11 protein-coding genes and 3 tRNA genes are annotated in these 13,907 nt (G+C 47.2%); all 14 read right to left on the bottom strand.

All coding sequences use genetic code 11. The annotated features are described in order from the left end of the window. Positions 1–4: 4 nt before the first annotated feature. The 14 genes from VT06_RS10465 to metA all read right to left on the bottom strand — a co-directional run bounded on the left by VT06_RS10465 (position 5) and on the right by metA (position 13,634). Positions 5–247, bottom strand: a complete 243-nt coding sequence (locus tag VT06_RS10465; protein WP_046554247.1) for an oxaloacetate decarboxylase subunit gamma — start codon at positions 245–247, stop codon at positions 5–7. Next, positions 247–822 carry a membrane integrity-associated transporter subunit PqiC gene (locus VT06_RS10460; protein WP_052750229.1) on the bottom strand — a complete coding sequence of 192 codons (576 nt, stop codon included), beginning with the start codon at positions 820–822 and terminating at the stop codon, positions 247–249. Before VT06_RS10460 ends, VT06_RS10465 begins: the two co-directional genes overlap by 1 nt. After that, complete coding sequence (gene pqiB, locus VT06_RS10455) at positions 819–2,495, bottom strand: intermembrane transport protein PqiB (RefSeq protein ID WP_046554246.1); 1,677 nt, start codon at positions 2,493–2,495, stop codon at positions 819–821. The genes VT06_RS10460 and pqiB overlap by 4 nt, the downstream gene beginning before the upstream one ends. Beyond that, positions 2,492–3,820, bottom strand: coding sequence for a PqiA/YebS family transporter subunit (locus VT06_RS10450; protein ID WP_235357412.1), 1,329 nt, complete (start codon positions 3,818–3,820; stop codon positions 2,492–2,494). Before VT06_RS10450 ends, pqiB begins: the two co-directional genes overlap by 4 nt. A gap of 359 nt (positions 3,821–4,179) precedes the next feature. Next, positions 4,180–4,256, bottom strand: a tRNA-Arg gene (locus tag VT06_RS10445). A 33-nt stretch (positions 4,257–4,289) separates the two neighbouring features. Continuing rightward, positions 4,290–4,366: transfer RNA gene (locus VT06_RS10440), tRNA-Arg, on the bottom strand. Positions 4,367–4,381: 15 nt separating this feature from the next. Beyond that, positions 4,382–4,471: transfer RNA gene (locus VT06_RS10435), tRNA-Ser, on the bottom strand. Positions 4,472–4,630: 159 nt separating this feature from the next. Continuing rightward, positions 4,631–4,831, bottom strand: coding sequence for a carbon storage regulator CsrA (gene csrA, locus VT06_RS10430; protein ID WP_046554245.1), 201 nt, complete (start codon positions 4,829–4,831; stop codon positions 4,631–4,633). A gap of 172 nt (positions 4,832–5,003) precedes the next feature. Continuing rightward, positions 5,004–7,625, bottom strand: coding sequence for an alanine--tRNA ligase (gene alaS / locus VT06_RS10425; RefSeq protein WP_369796904.1), 2,622 nt, complete (start codon positions 7,623–7,625; stop codon positions 5,004–5,006). Positions 7,626–7,635: 10 nt separating this feature from the next. Beyond that, positions 7,636–8,103: a regulatory protein RecX gene (locus VT06_RS10420; protein ID WP_046554243.1), complete on the bottom strand. Its 468-nt coding sequence runs from the start codon at positions 8,101–8,103 to the stop codon at positions 7,636–7,638. Position 8,104: 1 nt separating this feature from the next. Further along, complete coding sequence (locus VT06_RS10415) at positions 8,105–8,851, bottom strand: hypothetical protein (protein WP_046554242.1); 747 nt, start codon at positions 8,849–8,851, stop codon at positions 8,105–8,107. A 143-nt stretch (positions 8,852–8,994) separates the two neighbouring features. Next, positions 8,995–11,616 (bottom strand): methionine synthase, encoded by a 2,622-nt coding sequence (metH, locus tag VT06_RS10410; protein WP_046554241.1) that lies wholly within the window; start codon positions 11,614–11,616, stop codon positions 8,995–8,997. Then, positions 11,616–12,680 carry a homocysteine S-methyltransferase family protein gene (locus VT06_RS18850; RefSeq protein ID WP_046554240.1) on the bottom strand — a complete coding sequence of 355 codons (1,065 nt, stop codon included), beginning with the start codon at positions 12,678–12,680 and terminating at the stop codon, positions 11,616–11,618. Before VT06_RS18850 ends, metH begins: the two co-directional genes overlap by 1 nt. Positions 12,681–12,707: 27 nt before the next feature. Continuing rightward, positions 12,708–13,634, bottom strand: a complete 927-nt coding sequence (gene metA / locus VT06_RS10400; protein WP_046554239.1) for a homoserine O-succinyltransferase — start codon at positions 13,632–13,634, stop codon at positions 12,708–12,710. Between the last annotated feature and the right edge of the window lie 273 nt (positions 13,635–13,907).

The following is a 13,907-nucleotide window of genomic DNA, read 5'->3' as shown; positions in this document are numbered from 1 at the left end:
CCTCTTATTTATGTTGTTGGCGATACTGGTGCACCGCCGCACTTATGGCGGCAACGACAGCAGGTGATACTCCACTAGCGCTGGTATCAAGTTTATGCACTTTATCGGCAGTTTTTGTCGGTAAGTAACGTTGCAATAAACTGCTCATGGCGGTCATTAGTAACACTAACAGCAATAAAAATAAAAACACGGTTGTCATTCCTATCAGCATTAACGTGGCCGCTTCCTGTAATAAATCCGTAATCATCAGGGTAAACTCCTTAAATCATGCTGTTCAATCCGGCTAATCATATCAGTCATTAGTTGCTGCCAGCTAACACTTAGTGCCGTCACTAACGCCGCATAACCATCCGCAGCTAACGCCTGCTGATAACTAAAAGGCTCTGTTAGGCGTTCAGTGGCAGAACTTATTGTATAGTGTCCACTCACAATCGCCATACCATTATCTTTGGCATGAAAACGATCAATGGTTAGTTGTAGCTGCACGCTATTTATACTGCGGCCACTGGCTAATGGCATCTCAGGCAACCGAGCCTGCAACTGCTCTACCAGCAAACGGTAAAGTTGTTGATCCAGAGCATCCGCCCACAAGTGCCGGCTGGCGATGACCAGCTCAACCTCAGAGCGCTGCATCACTAAACCTGCACCATTAAGATAATTAGCGACCTTAACCGGTTGCAACACTAAGCTTAGTGTTGATTCTGTATTTTGCTCTGGCACCGAAACTGCCGGTGGCACCGTAAGTTGATAATAGCTTACCGGGGTCGGCGCAGCGCAGGCAAACAAGCTAGCTGTAATAATGAGTGACAACAATAATTTCATGGTTTGGCTTTCCTTGGTTCAGGCTCTGCAACATCGCTGGCATTAAAAAGTAATGAGTTACTTTGCTGGTTCATGGTTTTTATCACCGGTTGCAACTCCCGCAATACCTGTTCCAGCGCCTGTAGATTCGCATTTACACTGCCGTATGCCTCGGCATCAGGGCCTAAACCCTGCAAAGTGTTACGCAGCTCTTGTAAACTACGCTGAATATCAGCGGGCAATTGCTGTAACTGAGGTTGATCCAGCAGTGTCTGCATACTTAACATCAGTTGCTCGGCATGCTGCATAACCTCGTTAGTAGCCAGCAACGTTTTCTCACCTTGCAGCAATAAAGGCTCAACCGGTAAATTATTAATCTTATCCAGTGCCATCAGCAGTTTTTGTTCAATATTACTAAAACCGCTGCGAGCTGAGGGTAAGGCCGGATACCCTACCGAGGTGCTTAGTTGCTGCTGCTCACGAAATAACTGCTGTAAAGCGATATCGTCCAGCCAACTGCCATTGATATCTAGATCGATATATAAGGCACCGGTAATTAAATTGCCAGTTTTCAATACCGCATGTAAACCACGATTAATCGCATCTTGTAACTCAGTATTTAACTGCGCTACATTCAATTTTTCATAAAGCCGGGCCGACTCGATACGGATTAGCACTGGCACACCCTGCTGCAAGGCCACCTCAAACGGTTTATCAATAGCAAAGAAAAAGGGCACCGTCGCCACAGTCCCAACCCTGACGCCACGATATTCAACTGGTGCACCCGCTTTTAGGCCACGTACCGATTCATCGAAAAATACCAGATATTCAATATACTGGCTGTACAAACCTTTCTGAATGCTTTGTTTATCAGGGAACAATTGAAAGGTACTACCATCAGCTGCACGCTCGCCGCTAGGCCAGCCGTCCATTAAGTCAAAACTCACCCCACCGGTTAGTAGGGTAGTCGCCGAGCCAATATCAACACTTAGTCCCTCGGCGGATAAATCAAACGCCAAACCACTGCTTAACCAAAACCGCACATTATCACTAACCAGTGCATCATAAGGTTCACGGATATACAGTTGAAACTGCGTACTGCGCTGTTCAACGTTAAAGTCTCTTAGTTCAACGGTTCCTACTTCATAACCGCGGTATAGTACAGGATCACCAACGGCTAGCCCGGTAGTATCGGCAGAGTTTAATTTAACCCGAATACCCGGTGCATCGGCAGGGGCTACCGGCGGTGCATTTAATAACGGGTGGGTAAGTTGGGTATCACCATTGTCGCCTGGCTGGAGTTCAATATACACGCCTGAAAGCAAGGTGTTTAACCCGGTAACCCCACCCCGTCCTACCTGTGGTTTCACCACCCAAAATTGCGAACCGTCATTAAGCAGTGGGGTCATATTGGGTTTCATCCGGGCTTGGATCAATACCTGAGTTAAGTCATCACTTAGTTCTACCGATACCACCTGGCCGACATCGACACTGCGGTTTTTAATCTGCGTTTTACCGGCAACGATACCCTCGGCATCTTCAGCAATTAATAATAGCAATACGCCTTGATGCTGATAATGACTAAACAACATCCACAAACCAATTAATACTGCGGCAATTGGTACCACCCAAATCGGCGACCATTGTTTAATTACCCTGACGTTAGCCTTAATAATATGTGCCGCCTCTGTCACTTAATAACTCCTTCTGTGTTTAAATAGGCTTGTGGGTTGTCTGCAGACGGTTGATGGTCCCAAAGCAGTCTGGGGTCAAAACTAACTGCAGCCAGCATAGTAGTGATCACTACGGCCGCAAACAACACCGCACCAATCTTTGGATAAACGCTCGCCAATAAACCAAAACGCACCAGCGCTGCCATAAAAGCCACCACCAGCACATCGACCATCGACCACCGGCCAACCCAGTCAACCAACTGATAAATAATACCATTGCGCTTACCTTTGCTTAGCGTTGGTGTACTGGCAAGAAAGCAAAGCCAAAACATCACGGCAATTTTTATAATCGGGATCACCACACTGGCTAAAAAGATAATAATCGCTACCGGATACTCACCATTTTGCCACATCAAAATAAAACCGCTGATAATGGTCGAGTCAGTAATCTCCCCCAGAGAAACGGTGCGCATAATCGGCAACACATTAGCCGGGATATACAAGACGCAAGCGGTAAGCAACAATGCCAGCGTTTTCTGTAAACTCGCGGGCAATCGGGCGTATACCCGGGTATAACAGCGGCTACAACGCTTTTGCTGTATAGGCATTACTGCAGTACAACAGTGGCATAATTTTAACTGCATTGACAAACCGGTATGCCCCTCTTTAACCCGCAATACCGGTTGCGGACTCGGTGCAATGCTCGCCCACAGCGCATGGCGGTCTAACACTTGAAACGTGCGTAAATGTAATAAACAAAATAAGCAAAACGCCCAAAAGCTCATGCCCAATGAAATTTCTGCCGTGGCGACCAGCTTAACAAAGCTAATCAGTAATCCCATCAGAAATATATCGACCATGCTCCAAGGTTTTAGCATAAACAGCACTCTTGCTACCCAAATGCGCGCCGGCAACCGATACAGCATGCCAATCTTTAAATAAATTACCGCCAGCATGCAAAAAGCCGGCACGGCCTGAATAATTAACCAGACCAGAATAGCCAGACTTTGATGAAACTGATTAAACAACACGGCGGAAGTATCGAAAAAATGAATTTCGCTACGGTTGCCGGCAATAGCCATACTAACGAAAGGGAATAAATTAGCCAGCAACAGCATAAGCAGTGCAGATGCCGCGTATAATGCAGGCGGTAAAATAGGATCATATTGGCGGGCATCAAGCTGTTGCTGACAACGGTCACAATGGGCTTCTTCGCCCGCAGCAAGCACTGGCAAATACTGCGCTAAGTCACAATGTGGGCAAAGCACCAGTTCACTATTACCAGTACCGTCAACGCTGTTTGGACTGATAGTTGGCTGCGCTGTCAGCCCGGCAGTTATTTTCACACGTTACCTTAAGCTGCTAGTCGAAGGCAAAGTAACTTTTTTGCTAAAGTTACCTTATATAATCAGTAGTATATATCAGTATGCAGATAAGCTGGCGCTGAACGAAAACAAAATTACGCTGGCAGAATAAAAAAACCCGCTTAGGTGTTAGCCAAAGCGGGTTCTTCGTATATGGTGGACGCAGGAGGATTACAGGCGGCTATCCTGCCGCCTGCCCTACGGGTCAGCTAAAGCTGCGCCAATTTGCTCCAGGCAAATTGGTCGAACCATACGGAGCTTCTCACCCGCCAGCGTCCCGTTACACAAAGCAAGCATAAAAAAACCCGCTTAGGTGTTAGCCAAAGCGGGTTCTTCGTATATGGTGGACGCAGGAGGATTCGAACCTCCGACCGCTCGGTTCGTAGCCGAGTACTCTATCCAGCTGAGCTATGCATCCAAAAGGTAGAACTTTATATTACATTTTTATAGATGGTGGACGCAGGAGGATTCGAACCTCCGACCGCTCGGTTCGTAGCCGAGTACTCTATCCAGCTGAGCTATGCATCCGCTCTATAAAAATAATGGCGGAGAAAGAGGGATTCGAACCCTCGATAGAGTTTCCCCTATACACCCTTAGCAGGGGTGCGCCTTCAGCCACTCGGCCATTTCTCCGCACTATGTTGCGGCGTGTATATTAATGTCTCAGGAAAATAAGTCAAACAATTTTTAGGTCAGTAAAGTCTGTTTGCCGACCTTTTAAACAATTCGCTCAAAATTTACCAGTAATTGGTTAAAATTAGCCATTGTACCACCGGCATGCTGCCGGCAGTATTAGTCGGCGTCGTTAAAGCCACCACCAGAAGTATCTTTTTCAGCCTGGATCCGCATATAAATTTCTTCACGGTGCACAGACACTTCTTTTGGCGCATTAACACCTATTCGAACTTGATTTCCTTTCACACCTAACACGGTGACAGTGACTTCATCACCAATCATCAGGGTCTCACCAACTCGACGGGTAAGAATTAGCATTCGCTTGCTCCTTTTCCTTGTAATTACAGTGACATTTCACCGTTATTTCGATAAAACGCCGTATAGTAACTCAGCTTGCCCCTGCTTGGAAAGCTGACAACTGATATTTATAAATGGCACCAGGCCGTTACCGGGCATAGTGCACAAACTACGGCCGAACGCTTTGCAACGATCAGCAGTTTAGCTTATTACTGATATAGTCGTGGGCCGCACTTAACACGCTAGGTAACGCTGCGGCGTCAGTGCCGCCTGCCTGAGCCATATCAGGCCTGCCGCCACCTTTACCACCAAGCTGTTCAGCTGCCCAGGCGACAAGCTGACCGGCATGTACTCTGGCCGTTAAGTCATTACTTACTCCGGCTATTAGACTTACTTTAGCATCATTCACCGTTGCCAGCAGGATTACCGCCGAACCCAGCTTATTTTTCAGCTCGTCCAGTAAAATTCTTAAACTTTTTGGATCAGCTTGCTCAAGCGCCGTAATCAGTACGTTTACCCCGGCAATACGCTGAACCTGGCTTTCCAATGAAGCACCTGCGTGACTGGCCATTTTAGTTTTTAACTGTTCAATATCTTTTTCCAGGCTGCGGTTTTTATCCAGTGTTTGCTGCACTTTATCTGCCAAACTAAACAAGTCGCCTTTTAATAAAGCGGCAGCCTGCGATGCCTGCTGTTCCAGCTGCTGGATATACTGCAATGCGGCTGAGCCACTAACCGCTTCAATCCGTCGAACACCCGCAGCAATACCGGCCTCCGCAACAATTTTGACCAAGCCAATATCACCGGTTCGACTAACATGAGTACCACCACAAAGCTCAGTAGAAAAGTTACCCATAGACAGCACCCGAACCTGCTCATCGTACTTTTCACCAAACAAGGCCATCGCGCCAGCCGCTTTAGCTTGCTCTATTGGCATTACCCGGGTTTGCAGCAAATGGTTTTCCTGTATTTGCTGATTCACCACCTGCTCAATCTGCCGAAGCTCTTCAGGCTTAACGGCCTCAAAGTGATTAAAGTCAAAACGTAAACGTTCTGGCCCCACTAACGAGCCTTTCTGGGTAACATGCTCGCCCAGGATCTGCCGAAGTGCCGCGTGCAATAAGTGCGTTGCCGAGTGGTTTTGTTTAATAGCCGCACGGCGCACACTGTTAATTTGTGCTGCAACCTTATCGCCCACTTTTACAGTGCCGTTTAACCGGCCTTTATGGGCAAAAGCTTTAACTAGCTTAATGGTATCTTCCACTACAAACTCGCCGCCATCGGCCAATACCAGCTTACCGGTATCACCTAGCTGGCCGCCCGACTCCGCGTAAAAAGGAGTTTCATTCAGCACGATTAAACCGTACTCACCGTCAGCTAATTGGTTTACGGCTTTACCGTCAATAATAATTTCAACCACAGTGGCATTGCCAAACTCATGCTCATAACCACTGAACACCGTGTGCTGGGTTGAACTGAGCGCTGCATTATAATCGGCACCAAAATGTGACGCCTGCTGCGCCCGTTTGCGCTGCGCTGCCATGGCGGCATCAAAACCAAGCTGATCAATAGTCAAGTTACGCTCGCGGGCGACATCGTTGGTTAAATCAACCGGAAAACCATAGGTGTCATACAGTTTGAAGACCAAATCACCCGGCACCACGCTGCCGGTTAATCCTGCTAACTCATCATCTAAAATGGTTAGGCCACGCTCTAATGTTTTACCAAATTGTTCTTCTTCAAGCCGCAATACTTTTTCAATTATCGCTTGTTTTTCAACAAGCTCCGGGTAGGCTTCGCCCATCTGCGCCACTAACGCACTAACCAACTGATAAAAAAACGCGCCCTTAGCACCCAACTTATTGCCATGACGCACGGCCCGGCGGGTGATCCGGCGTAACACATAGCCGCGTCCTTCGTTTGCTGGCAACACACCGTCAACAATCAGGAAGGCACAACTGCGGATATGATCGGCCACAACCCGCAACGATTTATCCGTTAAGTCGCTGGCCCCGGTGATGTGGGCAGCCGCTTTAATTAACGCAGCAAAAATGTCAATTTCGTAATTACTGTGTACACCCTGCAAAATAGCGGCAATGCGTTCCAGCCCCATGCCGGTATCAATACTGGGTTTGGCCAGTGGCTGCATGTCGCCATTTGCCTGGCGATTAAACTGCATAAAAACGATATTCCAAATTTCGATAAAGCGATCGCCATCTTCTTCTGGCGAACCCGGTGGCCCACCCCAAATATGATCGCCATGATCGTAAAATATCTCGGTACAAGGGCCGCAAGGGCCGGTATCGCCCATGGCCCAGAAATTATCTGACGCATAGGGCGCTCCTTTATTGTCTCCAATGCGCACAATGCGTTCAGCTGGCACGCCAATCTCGTTCAACCAGATATCAAAGGCTTCATCATCAGTGGCATACACCGTGACCAACAACTTTTCCTTGGGTAGTTTTGCTACTTCGGTTAAAAACTGCCAGGCATAACCAATAGCTTCACGTTTAAAGTAATCGCCGAAACTAAAGTTACCGAGCATTTCAAAAAAAGTATGATGACGCGCGGTATAACCAACATTCTCCAGATCGTTATGTTTACCGCCAGCCCGCACACAACGTTGTGCCGACACGGCCCGGCTGTAACTGCGCTGATCCTGCCCCAAAAATACATCTTTAAACTGCACCATGCCGGCATTGGTAAACAATAAGGTGGCATCATTACCAGGAATAAGTGAGCTACTGGCAACCAGTTGGTGCTGTTTACTGGCGAAATAATCAAAAAAAGCCTGCCTGATGTTGGCCGAAGTCATCGTCATGAAACTATCCTGTGGGGTTAAGTTGATTCGTTAATTCGATAAAGACCGCCTTAATTTGCTCGCCGGTAAAACCACGACGCTGCAAAAAGGCCATCCGCTTTGTTTTGTCTTTGTAATCGCATATTGGGCTGTCAGCATACTTTTTCTGATAAGCAAGCATTGCCAATGCCCACCAATCAATTGCCAGTGTATTAATACACTGGGTTAACTGCTCGGCGCTAATTTTTTGCGCCCGGCATTCTTGCAATAAGTAATTATAGCCATAGCCTTGACGGGCCCGGTTGCGCACTAACATCGTTAGAAAACGGCTTTCATCGAGGTACTGTTGCGCTTTGCACCACCCAATAACCTCTGTCAGTTGCTCAGGCAATGCCCCTTTCTGACGCAATTTCTGGCTCAGCTGTGCCTCGCTGTAGTCGCGCCGGCTTAGCCAGTTTAATGCGTTTTTCTTCAGCTCAGCTATTTCCGCCATGCTATACCTCTAACACACCATCATTGGTGGTTTTAACCTGCAATGCAAACACATCATTAAAAGACATAAAAAAGGCGATATTCAGTAATGGTAACACTACAATTAAGCCAATAAATAAGGTGGGAATAGTTAGCGCTACCAAAGCAAAACTCAATAAGCTAAACAGCAGTAGCGCAGCAACATTTCGCCAGCAGGCAATAAAGCTCGACTGCAGGATCACGACTAAGCGCTGCTCTTTTAAAAAATAAGCAATGGCTACCGCATAAGCAAACAACATAAATACCAAAGCAAATAACGCGACCAGTAGCACCAGCTGCAACACCACAGTGCTGTCTAATGGCACATTGGCCGCTGACGCGTCTTTCATAGTTTGGTAAAGGTGTTGATGAAAACTCAATAATGGCGTGGTCAATAAATAATTAAGTGCGGCAATAATGATTAAAATTCGACGGCAAGCTGGTTCCATTAAGGGTTTAAACAACCAGTCAATCGAAATGTCTTGTTGCTGCTGCGCACCCACTACGGTTTTATAAAACCCCGCCGTGAAAAACGGGCTTAGAAACACTCCCACTATAGCGGTCAGTTGATGTTGAGCCAGCAACACAGCAATAGCCACCGTCAATAAGAACATCGGGATTAACACCATCGGTGCTTGTTTAATTAATTGCCAGGCATCTTTTAACCATTGCATTGATGCGCTGACCGCAACCCGTCTGATAATCAGTTTCAGTTGAAACGGCTTCTCCACACTAACCTCTCGCTGACGCCCCAGCAAAGGCTGCGGCTAAAGGCCGTTATCATACTGCAAAACAGCTAAAAATAAGAGAGCTGTTGCCAAACTTCGTTAGTCATCTAACAAAATCTGGCTAATGGCCAGTCTGGCAGGCTTACTCAGCGTATATTGGGAGCCAGCCAACTTTCAGCTTGTTGCTGGTTCCAACCTTTTTTTAATGCATAGTCTTTTAGTTGGTCATCCCCTATTTTACTTACCGCAAAATACTTGCTGTCGGGATGGCCAAAGTACCAACCGCTGACCGCTGCGCCCGGCCACATGGCATAGCTTTCGGTAAGCTCGATGCCCGTTTGCGCAGCCACATCAAGCAATTGCCATAAGGTGCCTTTTTCAGTGTGTTCCGGGCAAGCAGGATACCCCGGCGCCGGCCGAATACCCTGGTATAGTTCTCGAATAAGCTGCTGATTATCAAGCATTTCGTCTTTGGCATAGCCCCAGTACTCCCGCCGCACCTTTAGGTGCAAATACTCGGCTAGCGCCTCAGCCAAACGATCAGCTAAGGCTTTAACCATAATGCTGTTGTAGTCATCGTGCTCTGCAGCAAATTTAGCGGCAAATTCGTCAGCACCAAAACCTGTACTTACCGCAAAACCGCCAATGTAGTCTTTTATGCCACTGCTTACCGGAGCAATAAAATCTGCCAGACTGCAATTGGGCGCGTTATTACGCAGTTTTAACTGCTGGCGTAAATTATAAAGCCTGACTTTTTCCGTGCTGCGGGTCTCATCGGTATAAACAATAATATCTTCACCGTCACTGTTGGCCGGAAATAATCCAAATACCGCTTTACCTTTAACATGGCCGTCGTTAATCATGCTATCGAGAATAGCATTGGCATCTTTAAACACCCGTCTTGCTTCCATGCCCACTTCAGCATGATTTAAAATGGCCGGATATTTACCCGATAACTGCCAGGTTAAAAAGAACGGTGTCCAGTCGATATAATCGCGTAACAGCGTTAAATCGACGTCAGGCCAAAGGTGCACGCCTGGCTGCTGTGGCGCCGGTGCCACTTTGCTTAAATCCAGTTGAAATTTGTTTGCTGTTGCTTCATTCAGGCTAAGCAGTTTTTCACCGGGTCTGGCACGGGCATGCTGCTCACGCGCGACTACATATTCATTTTTTATACGTGCTAAATACTCGGTTTTATTGTCCGGGGTAATTAACGATTGCACTACAGAAACACTGCGTGAGGCATTCGGCACATACACGACACCATGAACATAATTAGGTTCTATTTTTACTGCAGTATGTGCTTTAGAGGTGGTCGCGCCACCAATTAATAACGGCTGAGTAAAGCCTAAGCGGGTCATTTCTTTTGCTACATGCACCATTTCATCCAGCGACGGAGTAATAAGGCCAGAAAGGCCAATGACGTCAACATCACGCTCTTTGGCTACCCGAAGCAATTCAGCACAAGGCACCATTACGCCTAAGTCGATCACTTCAAAGTTATTACATTGCAGCACTACACCGACAATATTTTTGCCGATATCGTGTACATCCCCCTTAACTGTCGCCAGTAGCACCTTACCCTGTGCGCGACCACCGCCTTTTTCCAGCTCGATAAACGGTTGCAAGAAAGCAACCGCCTTTTTCATTACTCTGGCCGATTTCACCACTTGTGGCAGAAACATTTTGCCTTCACCAAATAAATCGCCAACCACATTCATGCCGTCCATTAACGGCCCTTCAATCACATGTAATGGCTTTTCGGCTTGTTGGCGCGCTTCTTCAGTATCCAGTTCTATAAAATCAGTAATGCCTTTTACTAAGGCATGCTCCAGCCGCTTGTTAACCGGCAGGCTGCGCCAGACATCATCAACTTTCTCGGCTACGCTACCATCACCTTTAAACTGTGCGGCAACCTCCAGCAAACGTTCGGTAGCATCGTCGCGCCGGTTTAAGATCACGTCTTCTACCCGCTCTTTTAATAACGCGGGTATATCGTCGTACACCGTTAACTGGCCAGCGTTCACAATACCCATATCCATACCGGCGCCAATAGCATGGTATAAAAATACCGAATGTATGGCTTCGCGCACCGCGTCATTGCCGCGAAACGAGAACGAGACATTGGAAACACCACCGGAAATTTTTGCGTGCGGGCATAACCGTTTTATATCGCGGGTCGCTTCAATAAAATCTACCGCGTAATTGTTGTGCTCTTCAATACCGGTGGCCACGGCAAAGATATTCGGATCGAAAATAATATCTTCAGGCGGAAAACCAATCTGCTCAGTCAGTATTTTATACGCGCGCTGGCATATTGCTACTTTGCGGGCTTTCGTATCGGCCTGGCCTTTTTCATCAAAAGCCATGACCACTACTGCCGCACCATAACGGCGCAGTAAACGCGCCTGGTGTAAAAACGGCACCTCGCCTTCTTTTAACGAGATAGAATTCACCACCGCCTTGCCTTGAATACACTTTAACGCCGCTTCAATTACCTCCCATTTCGACGAGTCGACCATGATAGGTACCCGCGAAATATCCGGCTCCGACGCTAATAAAGACAAATAACGTACCATAGCCGCTTTGCTATCGAGCATGGCCTCGTCCATGTTGATGTCAATGATTTGTGCGCCGTTTTCTACTTGCTGCCTGGCAACATCAAGCGCCGCTTCAAAGTCACCGTTTAAAATCAGTTTTTTAAACCGGGCCGAGCCGGTAACATTCGTCCGCTCGCCTATGTTAATAAATCGGGCCTGTTGTCGCATTACCACTCCACTGAAAAGGCTTCAAGGCCAGCTAAATGAAAACTATGATCAGCCGCTTTTGGCCGGCGCGGCGCGGCCTGCTTTACCGCTTCAGCAATGGCTTTAATATGTTCGGGCGTAGTGCCACAACAACCACCAACAATATTTAAAAACCCCTGCTGTGCCCAATCGGCAATTTCAGCGGCCATTTCCTCGGCGCCTAAATCATATTCACCAAATTCATTCGGTAACCCGGCATTAGGATGCACTGAAACATAACCTGCTGCTAACCCTGACAAGGTTTCAACATAAGGGCGCAGTAAATCAGGACCAAGGGCGCAGTTAAGGCCAAAACACACTGGCTCAACATGGGCCAGGCTATGATAAAACGCCTCGGTAGTCTGCCCAGATAAGGTGCGGCCAGACGCATCAGTAATAGTGCCGGAAATCATTACCGGCAGCTTAAAGCCCACTTCATCAAACACTTTAAGTACCGCAAACGCTGCAGCTTTGGCGTTTAGGGTATCAAAAATAGTTTCCAGCATAATAATATCGGCACCGCCTTCTATTAGCGCATGCGTAGACTCGGCATACGCCTCGACTAACTGGTCAAAACTGACATTGCGAAACCCCGGATCGTTAACATCAGGCGATATTGACGCAGTGCGATTAGTCGGCCCCAGCACGCCAGCCACAAAACGCGGCTTGTGCGGCTCAAGCTGGGTTACTTCGTCACACACCTTGCGGGCCAGTGCAGCAGCTTCACGGTTAATGCGAGCTGACAAACCGGCCATCTGGTAGTCTGCCATGGCAATACTGGTGGCATTGAAACTGTTGGTCTCGATAATATCAGCACCCGCCAGCAGGTATTGTCGATGAATATCGGCAATCAAGTCTGGTTGGCTTAATACCAGTAAATCGTTATTGCCTTTAACATCACTGGCCCAGTTGGCAAATTCACTACCGCGGTAATCCGCTTCTTCCAGCCGATGTTGCTGGATCATGGTGCCCATTGCACCATCCAGCACAAAAATACGTTGGTCAAGTAGGTTACGAAAATGAGCGGGGGTTAATCTTGCTGTCATAAAATTCCCATTTACTAATGCTGTAGTTTAAGCTGAACGGCCAATTTCGCTTAGCTCAAATGGTGTGGCCTGATACACATAATAGTTTAGCCAGTTACTAAACAGTAAAAAGGCATGACTTTGCCAGCGCTTTTGTGGTCCTTGCAACGGATTGTCATTTCGGTAATAGTTTTCCGGTAACTTAGGCTCTGCGCCAGAGGCGATATCACGTTGATATTCTTCATCCAGCGTACTGACGTCGTATTCCGGGTGGCCGGTAACAAATACTCGGCTGCCACTACTATTTTGCAGTAAATATGCACCGGTTACGTCAGCTTCAGCCAGAATATGCAGCTCATTATGCTGCTGGTATTTTTGCTTTGGTACCTGGGCATAACGTGAGTGCGGCACTAAAAATTCATCATCAAAACCGCGCACCAACGGACTTAATGGCTGACTCACTTGCTGCCAGTAAACACCCGACAACTTTTCGCCACGTACTTCACGTTGTAAACCATAGTATTGATACAGCGCCGCATGAGCGGCCCAACATAAAAACAACGTAGACGTAACGTTATTATCGGCCCAACGTAAAATATCGCCAAATTGCGCCCAATAGGTCACGTCTTCGTAATCGACTAAGCCTAATGGCGCCCCGGTAATAATTAAACCATCGTACTTTTGCTGCTGTACGTCTGAAAAATAGCGATAAAAACAGTTTAAATGGTTAGGCGGGGTATTTTTACTAATATGATCATCAATCCGCAGCAAATCAATATCCACTTGCAACGGGCTGTTGGCCAGTAAACGCAATAGCTGTATTTCAGTGGTAATCTTGTTCGGCATTAAATTTAAAATAGCAATTTTCATCGGCCGGATATCTTGCGACTGTGCCCGGCTTTCGGTCATTATAAACACATTTTCTGCCGACAGCGCTGCCACCGCCGGGAGTTGATCGATCACTTTAATAGGCATAGCTACACCCGATTAACTAACATAGCTGGTACTTTGCGCAAAACCCACGGCAATGTCAACTTCTATACGCCTAGATGGCCAAATAAAGCAACGGCTAACAGTTTCGTGCATACGTAAATCGGTTGCTAAAATATTAAAATGGGTCAGAGTGATTTTAGCATTGTCAGCACATTACGCTGCTGCTCATCGGTTTTTGTTAAGCGCTAACATTGAGTAACACGGCAACCTCTGTAACAATGGCTATTCATATTCTCCAGCTTAATGGACACATTA

The sequence above is a fragment of the Arsukibacterium sp. MJ3 genome, assembly GCF_000987765.1.
GTDB lineage: Bacteria > Pseudomonadota > Gammaproteobacteria > Enterobacterales > Alteromonadaceae > Alishewanella.
The sequence above is the reverse complement of the archived record's forward strand: the minus strand, read 5'-3'. Positions and strand labels throughout refer to the sequence as shown.

What these genes read in the sequence shown, in the direction of transcription:
- VT06_RS10465 (WP_046554247.1), bottom strand. Translation starts at nt 247, where the DNA reads ATGATTACGGATTTATTACAGGAAGCGGCCACGTTAATGCTGATAGGA.
- VT06_RS10460 (WP_052750229.1), bottom strand. Translation starts at nt 822, where the DNA reads ATGAAATTATTGTTGTCACTCATTATTACAGCTAGCTTGTTTGCCTGC.
- csrA (WP_046554245.1), bottom strand. Translation starts at nt 4,831, where the DNA reads ATGCTAATTCTTACCCGTCGAGTTGGTGAGACCCTGATGATTGGTGAT.
- alaS (WP_369796904.1), bottom strand. Translation starts at nt 7,625, where the DNA reads ATGACTTCGGCCAACATCAGGCAGGCTTTTTTTGATTATTTCGCCAGT.
- VT06_RS10420 (WP_046554243.1), bottom strand. Translation starts at nt 8,103, where the DNA reads ATGGCGGAAATAGCTGAGCTGAAGAAAAACGCATTAAACTGGCTAAGC.
- metH (WP_046554241.1), bottom strand. Translation starts at nt 11,616, where the DNA reads ATGCGACAACAGGCCCGATTTATTAACATAGGCGAGCGGACGAATGTT.
- VT06_RS18850 (WP_046554240.1), bottom strand. Translation starts at nt 12,680, where the DNA reads ATGACAGCAAGATTAACCCCCGCTCATTTTCGTAACCTACTTGACCAA.
- metA (WP_046554239.1), bottom strand. Translation starts at nt 13,634, where the DNA reads ATGCCTATTAAAGTGATCGATCAACTCCCGGCGGTGGCAGCGCTGTCG.